This window comes from Chondromyces crocatus (assembly GCF_001189295.1).
In the GTDB taxonomy this organism is placed as follows: domain Bacteria; phylum Myxococcota_A; class Polyangia; order Polyangiales; family Polyangiaceae; genus Chondromyces; species Chondromyces crocatus.
In genome coordinates this window covers 5,142,965-5,157,358 of sequence record NZ_CP012159.1, presented here as the reverse complement: position 1 = coordinate 5,157,358, position 14,394 = coordinate 5,142,965, and the positions used below count along the sequence as shown (strand labels likewise).

General features: G+C 67.2%; 9 protein-coding genes and 1 pseudogene. 6 read left to right on the top strand and 4 right to left on the bottom strand.

The features are described from left to right. The first annotated feature begins 4 nt into the window (after nucleotides 1-4). The gene (locus tag CMC5_RS19025) at nucleotides 5-514 is read left to right on the top strand and encodes a MogA/MoaB family molybdenum cofactor biosynthesis protein (protein WP_050431763.1); all 510 of its coding nucleotides are present in this window, start codon (nucleotides 5-7) and stop codon (nucleotides 512-514) included. Beyond that, a complete protein-coding gene (locus CMC5_RS19020) occupies nucleotides 511-1,725 on the top strand; it encodes a molybdopterin molybdotransferase MoeA (RefSeq protein ID WP_050431762.1) in 1,215 nt (404 codons plus the stop codon). Before CMC5_RS19025 ends, CMC5_RS19020 begins: the two co-directional genes overlap by 4 nt. A gap of 221 nt (nucleotides 1,726-1,946) precedes the next feature. Here CMC5_RS19020 and CMC5_RS42690 read toward each other — a convergent pair whose 3' ends face one another. The 3 genes from CMC5_RS42690 to CMC5_RS44690 form a co-directional block, all read right to left on the bottom strand. Further along, nucleotides 1,947-3,239 carry an IS701 family transposase gene (locus tag CMC5_RS42690; RefSeq protein WP_245678508.1) on the bottom strand — a complete coding sequence of 431 codons (1,293 nt, stop codon included), beginning with the start codon at nucleotides 3,237-3,239 and terminating at the stop codon, nucleotides 1,947-1,949. Between the two features lie 306 nt (nucleotides 3,240-3,545). Next, complete coding sequence (locus CMC5_RS19010) at nucleotides 3,546-3,977, bottom strand: transposase (RefSeq protein WP_281180885.1); 432 nt, start codon at nucleotides 3,975-3,977, stop codon at nucleotides 3,546-3,548. 228 nt (nucleotides 3,978-4,205) lie between these two features. Further along, on the bottom strand, nucleotides 4,206-4,988 hold the full coding sequence (locus CMC5_RS44690) for a S1 family serine peptidase (RefSeq protein ID WP_156338722.1): 783 nt from the start codon (nucleotides 4,986-4,988) through the stop codon (nucleotides 4,206-4,208). A gap of 749 nt (nucleotides 4,989-5,737) precedes the next feature. Between CMC5_RS44690 and carA the strand changes: the two genes are divergently transcribed. The 3 genes from carA to CMC5_RS18995 are packed head-to-tail and all read left to right on the top strand — an operon-like array spanning nucleotide 5,738 to nucleotide 10,928. Next, nucleotides 5,738-6,868: a glutamine-hydrolyzing carbamoyl-phosphate synthase small subunit gene (gene carA / locus CMC5_RS19005; protein WP_425394839.1), complete on the top strand. Its 1,131-nt coding sequence runs from the start codon at nucleotides 5,738-5,740 to the stop codon at nucleotides 6,866-6,868. A gap of 2 nt (nucleotides 6,869-6,870) precedes the next feature. Continuing rightward, nucleotides 6,871-10,242 (top strand): carbamoyl-phosphate synthase large subunit, encoded by a 3,372-nt coding sequence (gene carB / locus CMC5_RS19000; RefSeq protein ID WP_050431758.1) that lies wholly within the window; start codon nucleotides 6,871-6,873, stop codon nucleotides 10,240-10,242. Then, nucleotides 10,239-10,928 (top strand): hypothetical protein, encoded by a 690-nt coding sequence (locus CMC5_RS18995; protein ID WP_050431757.1) that lies wholly within the window; start codon nucleotides 10,239-10,241, stop codon nucleotides 10,926-10,928. The genes carB and CMC5_RS18995 overlap by 4 nt, the downstream gene beginning before the upstream one ends. 986 nt (nucleotides 10,929-11,914) lie before the next feature. Here CMC5_RS18995 and CMC5_RS18990 read toward each other — a convergent pair. Further along, nucleotides 11,915-12,616: pseudogene (locus CMC5_RS18990) on the bottom strand (GNAT family N-acetyltransferase); the annotation flags it as partial. Between the two features lie 284 nt (nucleotides 12,617-12,900). Between CMC5_RS18990 and CMC5_RS48550 the strand changes: the two are divergent. After that, on the top strand, nucleotides 12,901-14,355 hold the full coding sequence (locus tag CMC5_RS48550; protein WP_050431754.1) for a hypothetical protein: 1,455 nt from the start codon (nucleotides 12,901-12,903) through the stop codon (nucleotides 14,353-14,355). The last annotated feature ends 39 nt before the right edge of the window (nucleotides 14,356-14,394 follow it).

The following is a 14,394-nucleotide window of genomic DNA, read 5'->3' as shown; positions in this document are numbered from 1 at the left end:
CCCCATGAGCGCCCCTTCCAGGCCCCCCGTCCGCGTCGCCACCTTCACCCTCAGCGACACCCGCACCCTCGACGACGACGAAGGCGGACGCCTGCTCGGCGCACTCCTCCGCGACGCCGGCTTCGACCTCGTCGCCCACGCCATCCTCCGCGAAGAGCCCACCCTCCTCACCGAGGCCCTGAGCCGCCTCTGCGACGACGACACCGCCGACGCCATCGTCCTCACCGGCGGCACCGGCATCGCCCCGCGCGACCGCACCATCGAGGCCCTCACCCCCCTCCTCGACAAGACCCTCGACGGCTTCGGCGAAGCCTTCCGCCGCTTGAGCTGGGACCAGGTCGGCCCCAACGCCATCCTCTCCCGCGCCCTCGCCGGCGTCATGCGCGGCCGCGTCGTCGTCGCCCTCCCTGGCAGCCCCAAGGCCCTCGACCTCGCCGTCAACCAGCTCCTCGCCCCCATCCTCGCCCACGCCGTCGCCCTCGCCTCGGGTCGTGGAGGCCACCACCACCGATGATCTCCTTCGACGAGGCCCTCGACCGACTCCTCACCTCCGCCACCCCCCTCGGCGCCGAGCGCGTCCCCCTCGACGAAGCCGCTGGCCGCATCCTCGCCGAAGACCTCCTCGCGCACGAAGCCCTCCCCCCCTTCGATCACACCGCGATGGACGGCTACGCCCTCGCCCTCGACACCCTCGTCGGCGACGCCCCCTGGTCCCTCCCCGTGCGCGGCGAGAGCGCTGCCGGCGGCCCCTTGCCCACCCTCGAACCCGGCGCTGCGTGCCGCATCTTCACCGGCGCCCGCCTCCCCGAAGGCGCCGACACCATCGTCCCGCAAGAAGACGTCGAGCGCACCGGCGACACCATCACCCTCCAGACGCCCCCTCAGCGCGGCACCTGGATCCGCCGCCGCGGCGCCGACCTCGCCTTGGGCGCCATCGCCCTCGCCCGCGGCGCCCGCCTCACCCCGGGCAAGGTCGCCCTCGCCGCCGCCCTCGATCGCCCCGTCCTCCTCGTCACCCGCCGCCCCCTCGTCACCATCCTCTGCTCCGGTGACGAACTCCGCGCCCCGGGCATCCCGGGCGAACCCGGCTCCATCCCCGAGTCCAACGGCTACTTCGTCGCCGCCGCCGCCCGCGCAGCAGGCGCCATCGCCCGCATCGCCCCCTTCGTCGCCGACGACCCCGACCACGCCCGCGACGCCGTACGCCACGCCCTCCGCGGCGCCGATCTCGTCGTCACCATCGGCGGCGTCAGCGTCGGCGACCGCGACGTCATGCGCCCTGCCCTCGAAGCCGCTGGCGTCACCCTCGACTTCTGGCGCGTCGCCATCAAGCCCGGCAAACCCCTCTGCGTCGGCCGCGCCACCCAGGGCGACGCCACCACCCACGTCCTCGGCCTCCCTGGCAACCCCGCCTCCGCCTCGCTGACGTTCACCCTCTTCGGCCTCCCCTTGCTCCGCGCCCTCCAGGGCGACCTCTCCCCGCACGCCCCGCGCCTCTCCGTCCGCATCCGCGGCTCCGTGCGCCGCCAGCCCGGCCGCACCGAGTTCCTCCGCGCCCGCCTCGACGTCACCTCGGGCGAGCTCGTCGCCCACCTCTTCCCCAACCAGGCCTCGGGTGCCGTCACCAGCTTCGCCGAAGCCGACGCCCTCATCCTCGTCCCCGCCGACAAGGATCATGTGGCCGACGGCGAGCGCCTCTGGGCCCTGCGCCTCAGCGAAGCCTGATCGCAGGGCTCGCACTCACGCGTACTGCCGAACTCCCCAGGCATGATATATATATATATATTATGACGGGCGCCTCTGACGTCGTCGCTCCCGACAGTCGAAGCGGTTAGTACTACAGTTGTACCTACGCAGACCGTGCTCCTCGGCGTCGATAATGACAGCGGCGAGCTATCGCTTGATGGTGGCGGCGCCACCACGACCATCGCAGCACGGCGTCTGGTTCAGGAGGCGCGTTCCAATGGAGCCACCAGAGCAGACGTCGGACCTCGGGGACCGTCAACGGGATCAGCGGAGCGTCGTGAGCCGGTGAAGCGGACTTTTTTTCTTCTCGGCGCTTCGGCGTCTGCAGCGGCTCGCTGGACCGTCAGGAAGGCATGGGCCCAAAGCGCCAAGGTGACGTGGCGATACCATCCGGTCCAACTGCGCACTTCGTAGTGATCGAGACCGACCTCGCCTTTGGCGCTTTCAAAGCTCTCCTCGATGGTCCAACGGCTGCCGGCCGCACAGGCGAGCGCTTTGAGTGGGATTGGGGCGATTGCTCCTACCACGTAGTAAGCAACATCCGACGGATCCGTGACGCTGCGACGGAACAGGATGCCGCGTTGCCAAGACTTGGGCTCCGGGCCTTCACAACAAGCGTACGCCCAGTCGTACCATCGTGGTCCCTTGGAACCATTGCCAGCGCTGAGACGGTGCCATTCCCTGGCAGGAAGTTGGTCCACCAGCTCGCTGAGCTTGAGCCGTCGAAAGTCCCTCCAGATGCGATGCTGACTGGACACTGCAAGCACGTACGGTTGCCGGCGCTCTTCTAGCCACTGTCGTACCTTGCTGTCTTGACCGTAGACCTCGTCTCCGACGACCCAGGAAGCGGTTACCCCAGCATCCAGCGCTCGTTCGAGCATCTGCAAGGCCAGTTGCGGTTTGGTCGCGAAGGTCGCATCCGCATGGATCCCGGCGCGCTCGCATCGACCGCGGTCATCGAGCCACGACGCAGGTAGATACAGAGCGCGATCGATGAAGGTATGACCGTGCGGTGTGGCGTAAGCGAGGAAGACACCAACCTGGCAGTTTTCGATACGCCCCGCCGTCCCGCTGTACTGGCGTTGTACGCCCGCCGAGTGCGTGCCCTTCTTGAGGAATCCCGTCTCGTCGATCACGAGCACACCGCTTGGATCGCCGAAATGCTCGACGACGTAGCCACGTAGATCGTCTCGGACCGCATCAGCATCCCAACGCGCTCGACCCAGCAGGTGCTGCAATGCATAGGGCGTCTGGTCGCCGACGACCTCCGCAAGCTGCCAGCCATTCTTTCTTTCCACCGGGCTGAGCAAGCCTTTGAGGTAAGCACCAGCGTGAGTCCGCACATCAGAACGCGAGAAATGCACGCCCACGCGCTCGAGCAGGTGTGACCAAGCGCTGTCCCAGACCGTGGTCAAGGCCGCCGGTGCGTGCAGTAGGGTGGCGTCCGGGCAACCCCGCGTGTCATTCGATGCCTTCGAGGGATGGGTGACCATGCATGATCACCGCCAAGAGCCAAGTCCAACTGTAGTATTAGAGCGGCGGCCAAGATGGTTTGGTACGAGGATAAGCGTACGCCGCGCGATGCCCGAACCATCCTGCCGCATCCGTTGAAGAAATGCTGCCCAGCGCTTGGCCGAGGGCCTCGTAGACATCAGCCGTCGTACGAGGACCTTCAGCTCGGATGAAGTGTTTGATCTTAGAGCGGCGGCCAAGATGGTTTGGTACGAGGATAGGCGTACGCGGCGCGATGCCTGAACCATCCTGCCGCATCCGTTGAGGAGCTGCTGCCCTGCGCTTATTTAGCCGAAGTCCTCGTAGACATCCGCCATCGTACGAGGTCCTTCCGCTCGGATGAAGTGCTTGATCTTGGCACCAGCTTCCTCGATGGGACTGAGATCCGGTGAGTAGGGCGACAAGATCCAATGGTGAGCGCCGCGGTCATGCACGGCTTGGCGCACGCTGCGCATTCGCTGGTGGCCGAGTCCATCGGCGATGACGACATCGCCTGGGTGCAGTTGCGGAGCGAGCTGGGTACGAACGTACGTGTCGAAGGTCACACCGTTCGTCGCACCTTCAGAGGCCAAGGGAGCCACGATGCCCTGCAGTGACAAGCCGATGGTCAGCGTGATGTTCGGCTCAGTCTTGGCCGGAGCATGCCCGCAAACTCGTTGCCCATGCTGCGCTCGGCCATAGCGTCGTGTTTGCCCGAGGTTCACTCCAAACTCGTCGATGAAAATCAGTTTGGTGGACCCATGCCGACGCGCGCGGCGCCGAAACGCTTGCCTCGCTCGTTGAACCGGAGGCCGGTCTTGCTCGCTGGAACGTAGTGTCTTTTTTTCGGACGAGCCCGGCTCGTTTCAGCGCTCGCACCATAATGGGATCCGGGATGCCGCTCTAAAGAACACGGTCACCAAGTCGAATAGCCACTACAGGAAACGAGCACTCATTGCAACAAACATCTAGCTTTTCAGTTCGTACACTGTATTAATTCGCTTAGAAAGAGAATCCAAACTCCGCGCAATTGGCACGAAGAAAAATGATTTATCGCCATCTTGCCGAACATGCGTAACATGACCGATTAGCTTACGTGAATTCGCCAAGAAAACGGGTCCGCCACTGAATCCGCGTCGGTCGATATCTTCACCAGCAGGAATCGAAACCTGAAGGATCCGTACCATGTCTGGATGTGATGCCGGCAGCCACTCAATCGTCGGAAAGTAGCCTTGCAGCGCAGTATTATAACGCTCATAGCCTATCACTGAGAGATAAGTCATTGATTTGAACCAAGCCTTCCTTTCGTCGGCAGAAACCTTGGCCCCTACTTGGATCTTACGGTGACCCATTGGAAAACCATAAACAATCACAGGTTCACCACGATCTATGTTTTGCAAAACCGCATCGCTCGCGGAAACAAATCGACGATCACCAGGACAAAAACGATCATTTAGAATTGCTGCTCCTAGATCGATCGATTCATCATACACTCTATGACTATGCACTCGTTCCCTCTGTTCGGTGAGGCGTCCTGTGGCAAACATGACGTCGTCATCAATCGGTTCTAGAACGTGAAAACAGGTCATGACTATCGGGCAGCCGTGAATTTCTAGCAGGGTTCCAGTGCCACTAACGAACGAACTCTGTCCAGGAGCAATGCTCCGCCGCCTGCCCCAAACTGCTGTCGATGAGTGAGCAATCATGTGGCGCATGGCACGGAACCACTTGTTAAAATTATAGTTCGCCATACTGACTCCGATCTTCGTCCAAATTCATCGCCTACAACCTGTAGCGTGGTATCCCTCGCGCTATATGAACGCCTTAGTCCCTCCTCGCCTTCAGTACTACAGCTGCAGTTAGCTCTTGGCGGTGATTATTTATAGTCACCCATCCTTCAAACAAAGGCATCGAACCACGTGCAGGGTTGCCCAGACGCCACTCTGCTGGACTCACGGGCGACCTTGATCACCGTCCATGGTAGTTCCCATCCAGAGACGCCCTTCCTCGCCATCAGAGACCTCAAAGGAAGGGCTTTCGAGATGGGAGCCCAATAAGCTTCTCAGGCTTACCACCCATCGGCTTCACAGCCTGACTGCATGGCAAGAAATGCCAACATGGCTGGACGTCTTCCCCAATGATCCACTGATGGTTCAGGATCTCCAGCTGCATCAAACCTCCAACGCGTTTTGGCTAGGGTCGAGGAGCTTGGATCCAGCAGGTTATGCGGCCGCCCCCACAACCCGCACAGCTCTTGCTTCCCCGGAAACCTAGGAGCCTCGGAACAGCAAGTCGATCCACCACGCGACCGTGTCCCGCACGGGACAACCCCGCTGTCCCTGGCCGAGGGTCGCCACGAACAGCATACCGTGCGGCCTGGCCGAGCGTGGCAGAGGCTCGACCGAGGCTCATCACTTTCGCCGCCTCCGCCCGCAGGCCCGCCGCTCCCTCACTGCGTGCTGTTGCGTGACCCGGCCGCTTGGAAGATAGTCCCGCCGCCTTGATGAACGCGCACCGGATGAAGCTCGTCCTCGAAGACGGGAGCACCATGGTCGGGACGAGCTTCGGGTCACCCCGCGCGGTGACTGGCGAGGTCGTCTTCAACACCGCGATGACGGGGTACGTCGAGACCCTCACCGACCCGTCGTACCGCGGGCAGATCCTCACCCTCACCTATCCCCTCGTGGGCAGCTACGGCGTCCCCGCCCCCCGCAAGGCGGGCACCCTCGACGGCCCCTACGAGTCCGACCGCATCCAGGTCCAGGGCCTCATCGTCCAGAGCTACGTCGAGCGGTACAGCCACCACGCGGCCGTGCGCTCCCTCGGCGCCTGGCTCGCGAGCGAGGGCATCCCGGCCATCACCGGCATCGACACCCGCACCCTCACCCGCAAGCTGCGCGAGGCCGGCACCATGAAGGGCTGGCTCCTCCCGGCCGACCAGGAGCTCGACCGCACCAGCGCGCACGCCGTCGACATGAAGCGCGAGGTCTTCCAGGCCGTCGCGCCCAGCGCCCCGATCCTCCACGAGGGCGGCAAGCTCCGCATCCTCCTCGTCGACGTCGGCGCCAAGGACAACATCGTCCGCTCCCTCCTCGAACGCGGCGCCACCGTCGATCGCGTCCCCTGGCATGCGAACCTCGCCGAGCACGCCGCCCTCGCCGACGGCATCTTGATCAGCAACGGCCCCGGTGATCCCAAGGACGTCGCCGCCCTCGTCGAGCAGATCCGCGGCCTCCTCGGCACGTACACCCGCCCCATCTTCGGCATCTGCATGGGCAACCAGATCCTCGCCCTCGCGGCGGGCGGTGACACCTTCAAGCTCCCCTACGGCCACCGCGGCGTGAACCAGCCGGTCCAGGACCTCCTCACCCGCCGCTGCTACGTCACCAGCCAGAACCACGGCTATGCCGTGCGCAACGAGTCCCTCCCGGCCGACTGGGAGCCCTGGTTCGTGAACATCAACGACGGCACCAACGAGGGCATCCGCTCTCGCGTCCGGCCCTTCTTCAGCGTCCAGTTCCACCCCGAGGCCAACCCTGGCCCCAAGGACGCCGCGTACCTCTTCGACGATTTCCTGCGCCTCTGCGGCGCCATGTCCAACGACGCGCGGGACACCCGCGGAGGCCACTGACCATGTACGGCGCCTACCTCCCCAAGAAGCCCCGCCGCGTGCTCGTCCTCGGCTCGGGCGCGCTCCAGATCGGCCAGGCCGGGGAGTTCGACTACTCGGGCTCTCAAGCGATCAAGGCGTTCAAGGAAGAGGGGATCGCCACGGTCCTCGTCAACCCGAACATCGCCACCATCCAGACCAGCGAAGGCCTCGCCGACAAGATCCACCTCTGCGCGGTCACCCCCGACCTCGTCGAGCGCATCATCGTCAAGGAAGAGGTCGACGCCATCGCCCTCTCCTTCGGCGGCCAGACCGCCCTCAACTGCGGCCTCGAGCTCGCCGACAGCGGCATCCTCGACAAGCACAACGTCCGCGTCCTCGGCACCCCGATCAAGACCATCCGCGACACCGAGGATCGCCGCCTCTTCATCGACCGCCTCGACGAGATCGGTGTCAAGACCGCGCGCAGCCGCGCTTGCCGCACCCCCGCCGAGGCCATGCAGGCCGCCCGCGAGATCGGCTTCCCGGTCATGCTCCGCGGCGGCTACGCGCTCGGCGGCAAGGGCAGCGGCATCGTCGAGAACGAAGAGGTCCTCGCCGAGGCCGTGGCGCGCGGCTTCGCCGGCGGCGTCCCCCAGGTCCTCGTCGAGGAGTGCCTGCGCGGCTGGAAAGAGATCGAATACGAGGTGGTCCGCGACGGCCGCGACGGCTGCATCACCGTCTGCAACATGGAGAACCTCGACCCGATGGGCATTCACACGGGGGAGTCCATCGTCGTCGCCCCCTCGCAGACGCTGAACGACCACGAGTACCAGCTCCTCCGCTCCGTCGCCCTGAAGACGGTGCGCCACCTCGGCATCGTCGGCGAGTGCAACATCCAGTACGCCCTCGACCCGAAGAGCTCCGACTACCGCGTCATCGAGGTCAACGCGCGCCTCAGCCGCTCCAGCGCCCTCGCGAGCAAGGCCACCGGCTACCCCCTCGCTTACGTCGCCGCGAAGATCGCCCTCGGCTACACCATGCCCGAGATCCCGAACGCGATCACCCGGCGCACCACCTCGTTCTTCGAGCCCTCGCTCGACTACCTCGTCTGCAAGATGCCCCGCTGGGATCTCGGCAAGTTCAAGGGCGCCTCCCTGCGCATCGGCAGCGAGATGAAGAGCGTCGGCGAGGTCATGGCCATCGGCCGCACCTTCCCCGAGGTCATCCAGAAGGCCATCCGCATGCTCGACATCGGCGTGAAGGGCCTCGATCCCCTCGCCTTCGAGCTGCCCGATCTCCGCGACCAGCTCGTGAACGCCACCCCCTTCCGCATCTTCGCCGTCGCGCGCGCGCTGTGGGAAGGCATGAGCGTCGACGAGATCCACGATCTCACCAAGATCGACCGCTGGTTCCTCGACCAGATCGAGCCCATCGTCGACATGCACCGCGAGCTGTCGGCCCTCCGCCCCGGCCCGCCCCCGCGCCCCGTCGCCCCGCCGAGCCCCGTGCGCTCCCCGTCCGTCGCCCCCTCGTCGAACGGCTCGCCCTCAGCCCCGCCCTCGCGCGCCACGGTGCCACCGCCCACCCTGGCGAGCCCGCCCCCGCCCGAGGAGGCCATCGAGGAAGGCGTCCTCCGCCGCGCCAAGCAGCTCGGCCTCAGCGACCGCATGATCGGCACCCTCACCGGCGCCCCGCGCGGCTCGATCCGCATGCTGCGCAAGCGCTTCGGCATCGTCCCGCACCTCGCGCAGATCGACACGACCGCCGCCGAGTTCCCCGCGGAGACGAACTACCTCTACTCCAGCTACCACGCCGCCGCGTCCGACGTGTCGCCCTCCTGGCGCAAGAAGATCATGGTCCTCGGCTCCGGCGCCTACCGCATCGGATCGAGCGTCGAGTTCGACTGGTGCTGCGTCAACGCGATCCGGGCCGCCTCCGAGCTTGGCTACGAGACCATCATGGTCAACTACAACCCGGAGACGGTCAGCACCGACTACGACACGTGCGACAAGCTGATCTTCGACGAGATCAGCTTCGAGAGCGTGCTCGACATCTACGAGCGCGAGCAGCCCTACGGGATCGTGGTGAGCATGGGCGGCCAGGTGCCGAACAACCTCGCCCTGCGCCTGCACCAGGCCGGCGCGCGCATCCTCGGCACCAGCGCCGCCAGCATCGACGCCGCCGAAGACCGCAAGAAGTTCAGCGATCTCCTCGACCAGCTCGGCGTCGACCAGCCCCGCTGGGCGCACGTCACCGACGTCGACGCCGCCATGGACATCGTGAACCAGGTCGGCGGCTTCCCCGTCCTCGTGCGCCCCAGCTACGTGCTCAGCGGCGCCGCGATGAGCGTCGCCCACGAGCCCAACGAGCTGCGCCGCATCCTCGCCCGCGCCAAGGCCGTCGGCCCCACCCACCCCGTCGTCGTGTCCAAGTTCGAGACCCACGCCCGCGAGGTGGAGATCGACGCCGTCGCCGACCGCGGCGAGATCGTCCTCGCCGCCATCAGCGAGCACATCGAGAACGCCGGCGTGCACAGCGGCGACGCCACCCTGGTCCTGCCCCCGCAGTCCCTCTACATCGCCACCATCCGCCGCGTGCGCCAGATCGCCCAGAAGATCGCCCGCGCCCTGTCGATCACCGGCCCCTTCAACATCCAGTTCCTCGCCAAGATGAACGACGTGAAGGTCATCGAGTGCAACCTGCGCGCCTCGCGCAGCTTCCCCTTCGTCTCCAAGGTGACCGGCGTGAACTTCGTCGCCGAAGCGACCCGGCGCATGCTCGGCGTCGCTCGCAAGGTGGAGAGCCACAGCCTCGACCTCGACTACGTGGCCGTGAAAGCGCCCATGTTCTCCTTCTCGCGCCTCACCGGCGCCGACCCGATGCTCGGCGTCGAGATGTCGAGCACCGGCGAGGTGGGCTGCTTCGGCGACGACCTGCACGAAGCCCTCCTGCACGCCCTCCTCGCCACCGGCTTCCGCATCCCACAGAAGGGCGTGCTCCTCTCCCTCGGCCCCCTGCAAGACAAGTACTGGTTCGCCGACGAAGCCCGCGTGATCGCCGACCAGCTGAAGCTCCCCATCTACGCCACCCCCGGCACCGCCGAAGCCCTGCGCGCCGTGGGCATCGCCTGCACCTCCCTCGCGAAGCAACCCGACGAGGGAGAGACCGCGATGCAAGCCATGGACGAGGGCAAGGTCGACCTCGTGATCAACGTGCCCGTCGAGTACGACCAGTTCGGTCGCCCCGACGGCTACCTGATCCGACGCCGCGCCGTGGACCTCGGCCTGCCCCTGATCACCGACCTGCAGCTCGCCCGCGCCGTGGTGGAAGCCCTGCGCTCGAAGCGGCTGCAAGACCTGACCATCCGCTCCTACGACGAGTACCTCGCCCGCAGCCCGGTGGCGCTGCCGTGAGCCGGCCGGGGGGCGACGCCAGGGGCCAGGTGGCGCCCGCCGAGGCCACCGGGGTGGAGGACGAGGCTGCCGTGGAGGGTGAGGCTACGGCGGGCCCTGGGGGGGCGCACGCCGCGGCAGGGCCGGAGAGCGCAGGGGCACCGGAGCGGGTGCTCGCGCAGGTGGCGTCGTCGCGGGGGGATGCGCTCGCGCAGGTGGATGCGCCGCGTGCGTCGGCCGAGGTGACCCTCACGTCCGGGCGGCGCTACGAGATCAGCGCGGGAGAGCCGGCCGATCGGCTGGTGATCCGTGGTCGTCGTGGCGAGGTGGTGCTGCGCATCGAGGTGACGGATGCCGGCCCCGTGCTGTCGTTCGCGAGCGCCGAGGTGGAGCTGACCGCCGCGCGCAAGATGACGCTGGCCGCGCCCGAGCTTTCCCTGCGCGCCGAGGGCGACCTGACGGTGAGCGCTGGAGGCGCGCTGCGCGAAGAGGTCGCTGGCGACCGGCACGCGACGATCGGCGGCGAAGCGCGGACCGAAGCTGCTGCCGTCGCCCTGCAGGCCAGCGAAGGCAACGTCGAGGTGCTGGCGATGCGCAAGATCGCGCTCGACGGAGAGCGCATCGGGCTGAACGACAAGCCCGCACCAGCGCCGTTTCCGTGGTCACGGCTCGCTGAAGACGCCGACGATCCCGAAGACGCCAGCTGACGCCGAGACGGTCGGCTGATGCCGACTGACGCCGACTGACGCGGAGATGGTCGGCTGATGCCGGAGACGCTGACCGACGCTCCCTGGTGAGCGTTACGTCCCGGCGGTCAGGCGAGGAGGTGTTCCTTCAGGGACTCCCTGAATCGACCAAGCAACGCCCTGTATCCACATCAGGTGCTGCGTGAATTTTTATCTCTTCGGGGTCAGCTCATTCAGGAGTTCTCTGAATTTTTAACTCCCCCTTACGGAATCACTCAGGAGTTTTCTGAGTTTTTAGCTCACGAGGGTGTATGCCCATCAGGAGTTCTCTGAATTTTTAACTCCGAGGGGTCAGCTCACTCAGGATTTTTCTGAGTTTTTAGCTCACGAGGGTGTACTCCCATCAGGAGTTCTCTGAATTTTTAACTCCGAGGGGTCAGCTCACTGAGGGGGGTCTCTGAGTTTTTATCTCCGCCGGGTCAGCTCCGTCAGGCAGCTTCATCCCTGCATCACGGTCCCGCGGACGGCTCCCTCACTCTTCCGGCTCCGCGAGCTCCATGGGCATGATTCCCAGGGCGACAACGGGGCGCACTTCGTCCACTGCCTCTGCCAGCAGGTACGGCTGCAAGCGGGGACGGTTGCCATCCACTGCGCCTGCCAGGTGCGCTCTCCGAGGGTGCGTCTGCCAGCGGGTGCAATGGCCGGCGGGTAGGTCTGCCTGCCGATGTGTCTGCCAGACACAGCGTCTCGCTGCACAACGCGCGTTATCTCCGCCGAACGTTAACTACGATCGTCCGCGATCCACGGTCCCCCGGCATCCGGGTCGAAGTTCATCGCCGCCAGTCACTGACGACGCGCAGGCTCGTACCACTGACGACGCGCAGGCTCGTACGACGCCAAGGCTCGGCGGCGCGTCGCATCGAGGCAGCGCGGCGCGTCCGGAAACACGACGCGGCGCAAACGCCCTCAGATGGCCTGGAGGCGCAGCGGTCAGCGGGTCAGCGGGAGCGGAGTTCGGACAGGGAACGCCGCTGCTGGCCTTGCGCGTCGAAGTTCTCGGGGGCGAGCCACGCCTGGAAGGCGCGCTGAAGGGGCGGCCAGTCCGCGTCGAGGAGGGCGTACCAGGCGGTGTCGCGGTTGCGGCCCTTGGTGACGACGGCTTGGCGGAAGATGCCCTCGAAGGTGAAGCCGAGGCGCTCGGCGGCCTTGCGGGAGGGGGCGTTGAGGTTGTCGCACTTCCACTCGTAGCGGCGGTAGCCGAGCGTCTCGAAGACGTAGGTCATGAGCAGGAAGTGGGCCTCGGTCGAGAGGGGGGTTCGCTTCAAGAGGGGGGAGAAGGTCACGTTGCCGACCTCGATGACGCCATTCGCCGGGTCGTGGCGCATGAGGGACAAGGTGCCGACGGCGCGGCCCGAGGCGCGGTCGATCACGGCGGAATGCAAGGGGTCGGCGCTGTTCGCGGCGCGCTCGGCGTGGCGTCGGTAGTCGTCGAGGGTGTCGAAGGGGCCCACGGTCAGGTAGGTCCAGTCGCGGCCGTCGGGGGCTGCGCGGTAGGCGGCGAAGAGGTCGTCGGCATGGCGCTGGGGGTCCAGCGGTTCCAGACGGCAGGTCCGACCTTCGAGGGTCACGCGCGCAGGCGGCGGGCGCGGGGTCCAGTCAGGCAAGGGGGAGCCGATGGGTTGGCCGAGATCGTTGAGGTGGGTGGACATCGGTGGGCTTCCTCGGGCGGTGTGGAGAGGTCGCTCCGTTCTACGGACAGCGTTGCGCTCGACGAACGGCGTCGCGCCCGACGAACGGCGTCGCGCTCACGGACCGTGCTGTGCTCGCGAACGGCGTTGCGCTGTGGATCGCTGCGGAGGCGAGGCTGCGATCGTCAGGCGACGGTAGCGCGGCGCGGGTCGGGTGAGGGGCTCCAGAATGGAGATCCCGAGGGGTCCAGTTTCGCGCGCGCGCCCGCTTCACGCCGTGAGAGGTCACCGTTACGCTGGGCGCGATGGGCGAGGGAACGGACGTGATGGGCGAAGGGACGGAGCGGGATCCGCTGTTCGATGACGTCGATGAGCCGCCGCTCGATTTCGAGCGATGGGTGGAGCTGTCGGCGCAGCGGCTGCAACGCGATCCGGAGACGCGGGCGGAGATCCTGTCGCGCGCCGAGGTGAGCGCGAGCGACTGGGCGGAAGCCGATGCGCACTGGACGCAGGCGATGATCGACCGGATCTCGGCGGGGGACGCGCAGCTCGCCGCGACGTACGGGGCGCGCTGTGCCGACGAGCTGCGACGCCGCGCCGGGGTGTCGTTGCCAGGGGCGGAGGAGGATCCGGACTTCGCTCCGCTGCCTGGTGCCACCGGGGGCGAGGAGGCGGCGCCGAAGGGGCTCACGGCGTCGGCGGCGTCGACGGCACGAGGGGCGGCGCTGGGGGCTTCAGCGTCGGCGGCGTCGGCGGCATCGGTCGCGCGCGGCGCGGCGCTGGGGTCGGGTGCGGGGGGTGATGCGAAGGGGGCGCGGGAAGCGTCGGGGTTGCTGGGTCTGCACGATCCGGCGACGGCCGACACGTTCCCGGATCTGCGGCCGGTGGACGATGCAGCGATCGCGGCCGCGAGGCTCGTGCCGCCTCCGGTGCTGGGGAAGGCGCCGGTCACCGCGGGCGAGGGGGCGGCGCGGCAGGTGTTCGTGCCGTCGTACCTCAAGGAGGGCGGGCCCGCTGGCGGGGCGTCGCAAGGGGCGACGTCCGCGTCGGCAGCGGCAGGGGCGCCGTCGGGTGGCAGCGCGGGGCTCTCGTCGGCGGGGGCGTCGTCGGCGGGGGCGTCGTCGGGAGGGCCCGAGGGGGAGAAGAAGCCGGGCATCATGGCGTTGCCGCCCGGGATCACCCCTGTGCCGCCAGCGCTGGTGGGCGCGAAAGGAGGGCCTGGTGGAGCTGGCGTCGGGCCGCATCCAGGCGCGGTGACGGCGGATGCGCTGCCCATTCCGCGCGGGAAGCCGCTGCCGTTCACGGAGCGTCCGGCGGGGATTGCGCCGTCGGCTGCCGCTGCCGCGGAGGCGTCGCGTGGGACGACGCCGGCGACGTCGTCGCCCGCTCCACACGCGGTGAACCGGGCGCTGGGGGAGACGACGGCGTTGCCCGAGGGGATGATCAAGACGGGCGCTCCCCTGCCCTTCGCCGGGGCGCAGGCGGGGTCCGCGTCGGGGGCGCCCGCGGAGGCGCCGCCACTACCGCAGGAGCTGCCGTCGCTGTCGCTGGAGGAGTACGCGGCGCTGTGCGCGGAGTGGTCGCTCGGGGGAGCGAACGGGGAGCAGGCGCTGGGTCGCTACAAGGTGGCGAGCGTGGCGATCTGGCGGGCGGTGGACCGGCGCTGGCAAGAGCAGCTCGCGCGCGATCCAGCGCTGATGCAGCGGTGGCGTCACCTGACGGGGCGCTACCGGGAGCTGCTCCAGAAGCGGCCGGGGTGAGAGGTCGCCTGCGCGAGCGGGGGAAGCGCGGTCTGCACG

Excerpts from the sequence above, each read along its gene's own strand:
- CMC5_RS19025 (WP_050431763.1), top strand. The coding sequence starts at position 5 with ATGAGCGCCCCTTCCAGGCCCCCCGTCCGCGTCGCCACCTTCACCCTC.
- CMC5_RS19020 (WP_050431762.1), top strand. The coding sequence starts at position 511 with ATGATCTCCTTCGACGAGGCCCTCGACCGACTCCTCACCTCCGCCACC.
- CMC5_RS42690 (WP_245678508.1), bottom strand. The coding sequence starts at position 3,239 with ATGGTCACCCATCCCTCGAAGGCATCGAATGACACGCGGGGTTGCCCG.
- CMC5_RS44690 (WP_156338722.1), bottom strand. The coding sequence starts at position 4,988 with ATGGCGAACTATAATTTTAACAAGTGGTTCCGTGCCATGCGCCACATG.
- carB (WP_050431758.1), top strand. The coding sequence starts at position 6,871 with ATGTACGGCGCCTACCTCCCCAAGAAGCCCCGCCGCGTGCTCGTCCTC.
- CMC5_RS48550 (WP_050431754.1), top strand. The coding sequence starts at position 12,901 with ATGGGCGAGGGAACGGACGTGATGGGCGAAGGGACGGAGCGGGATCCG.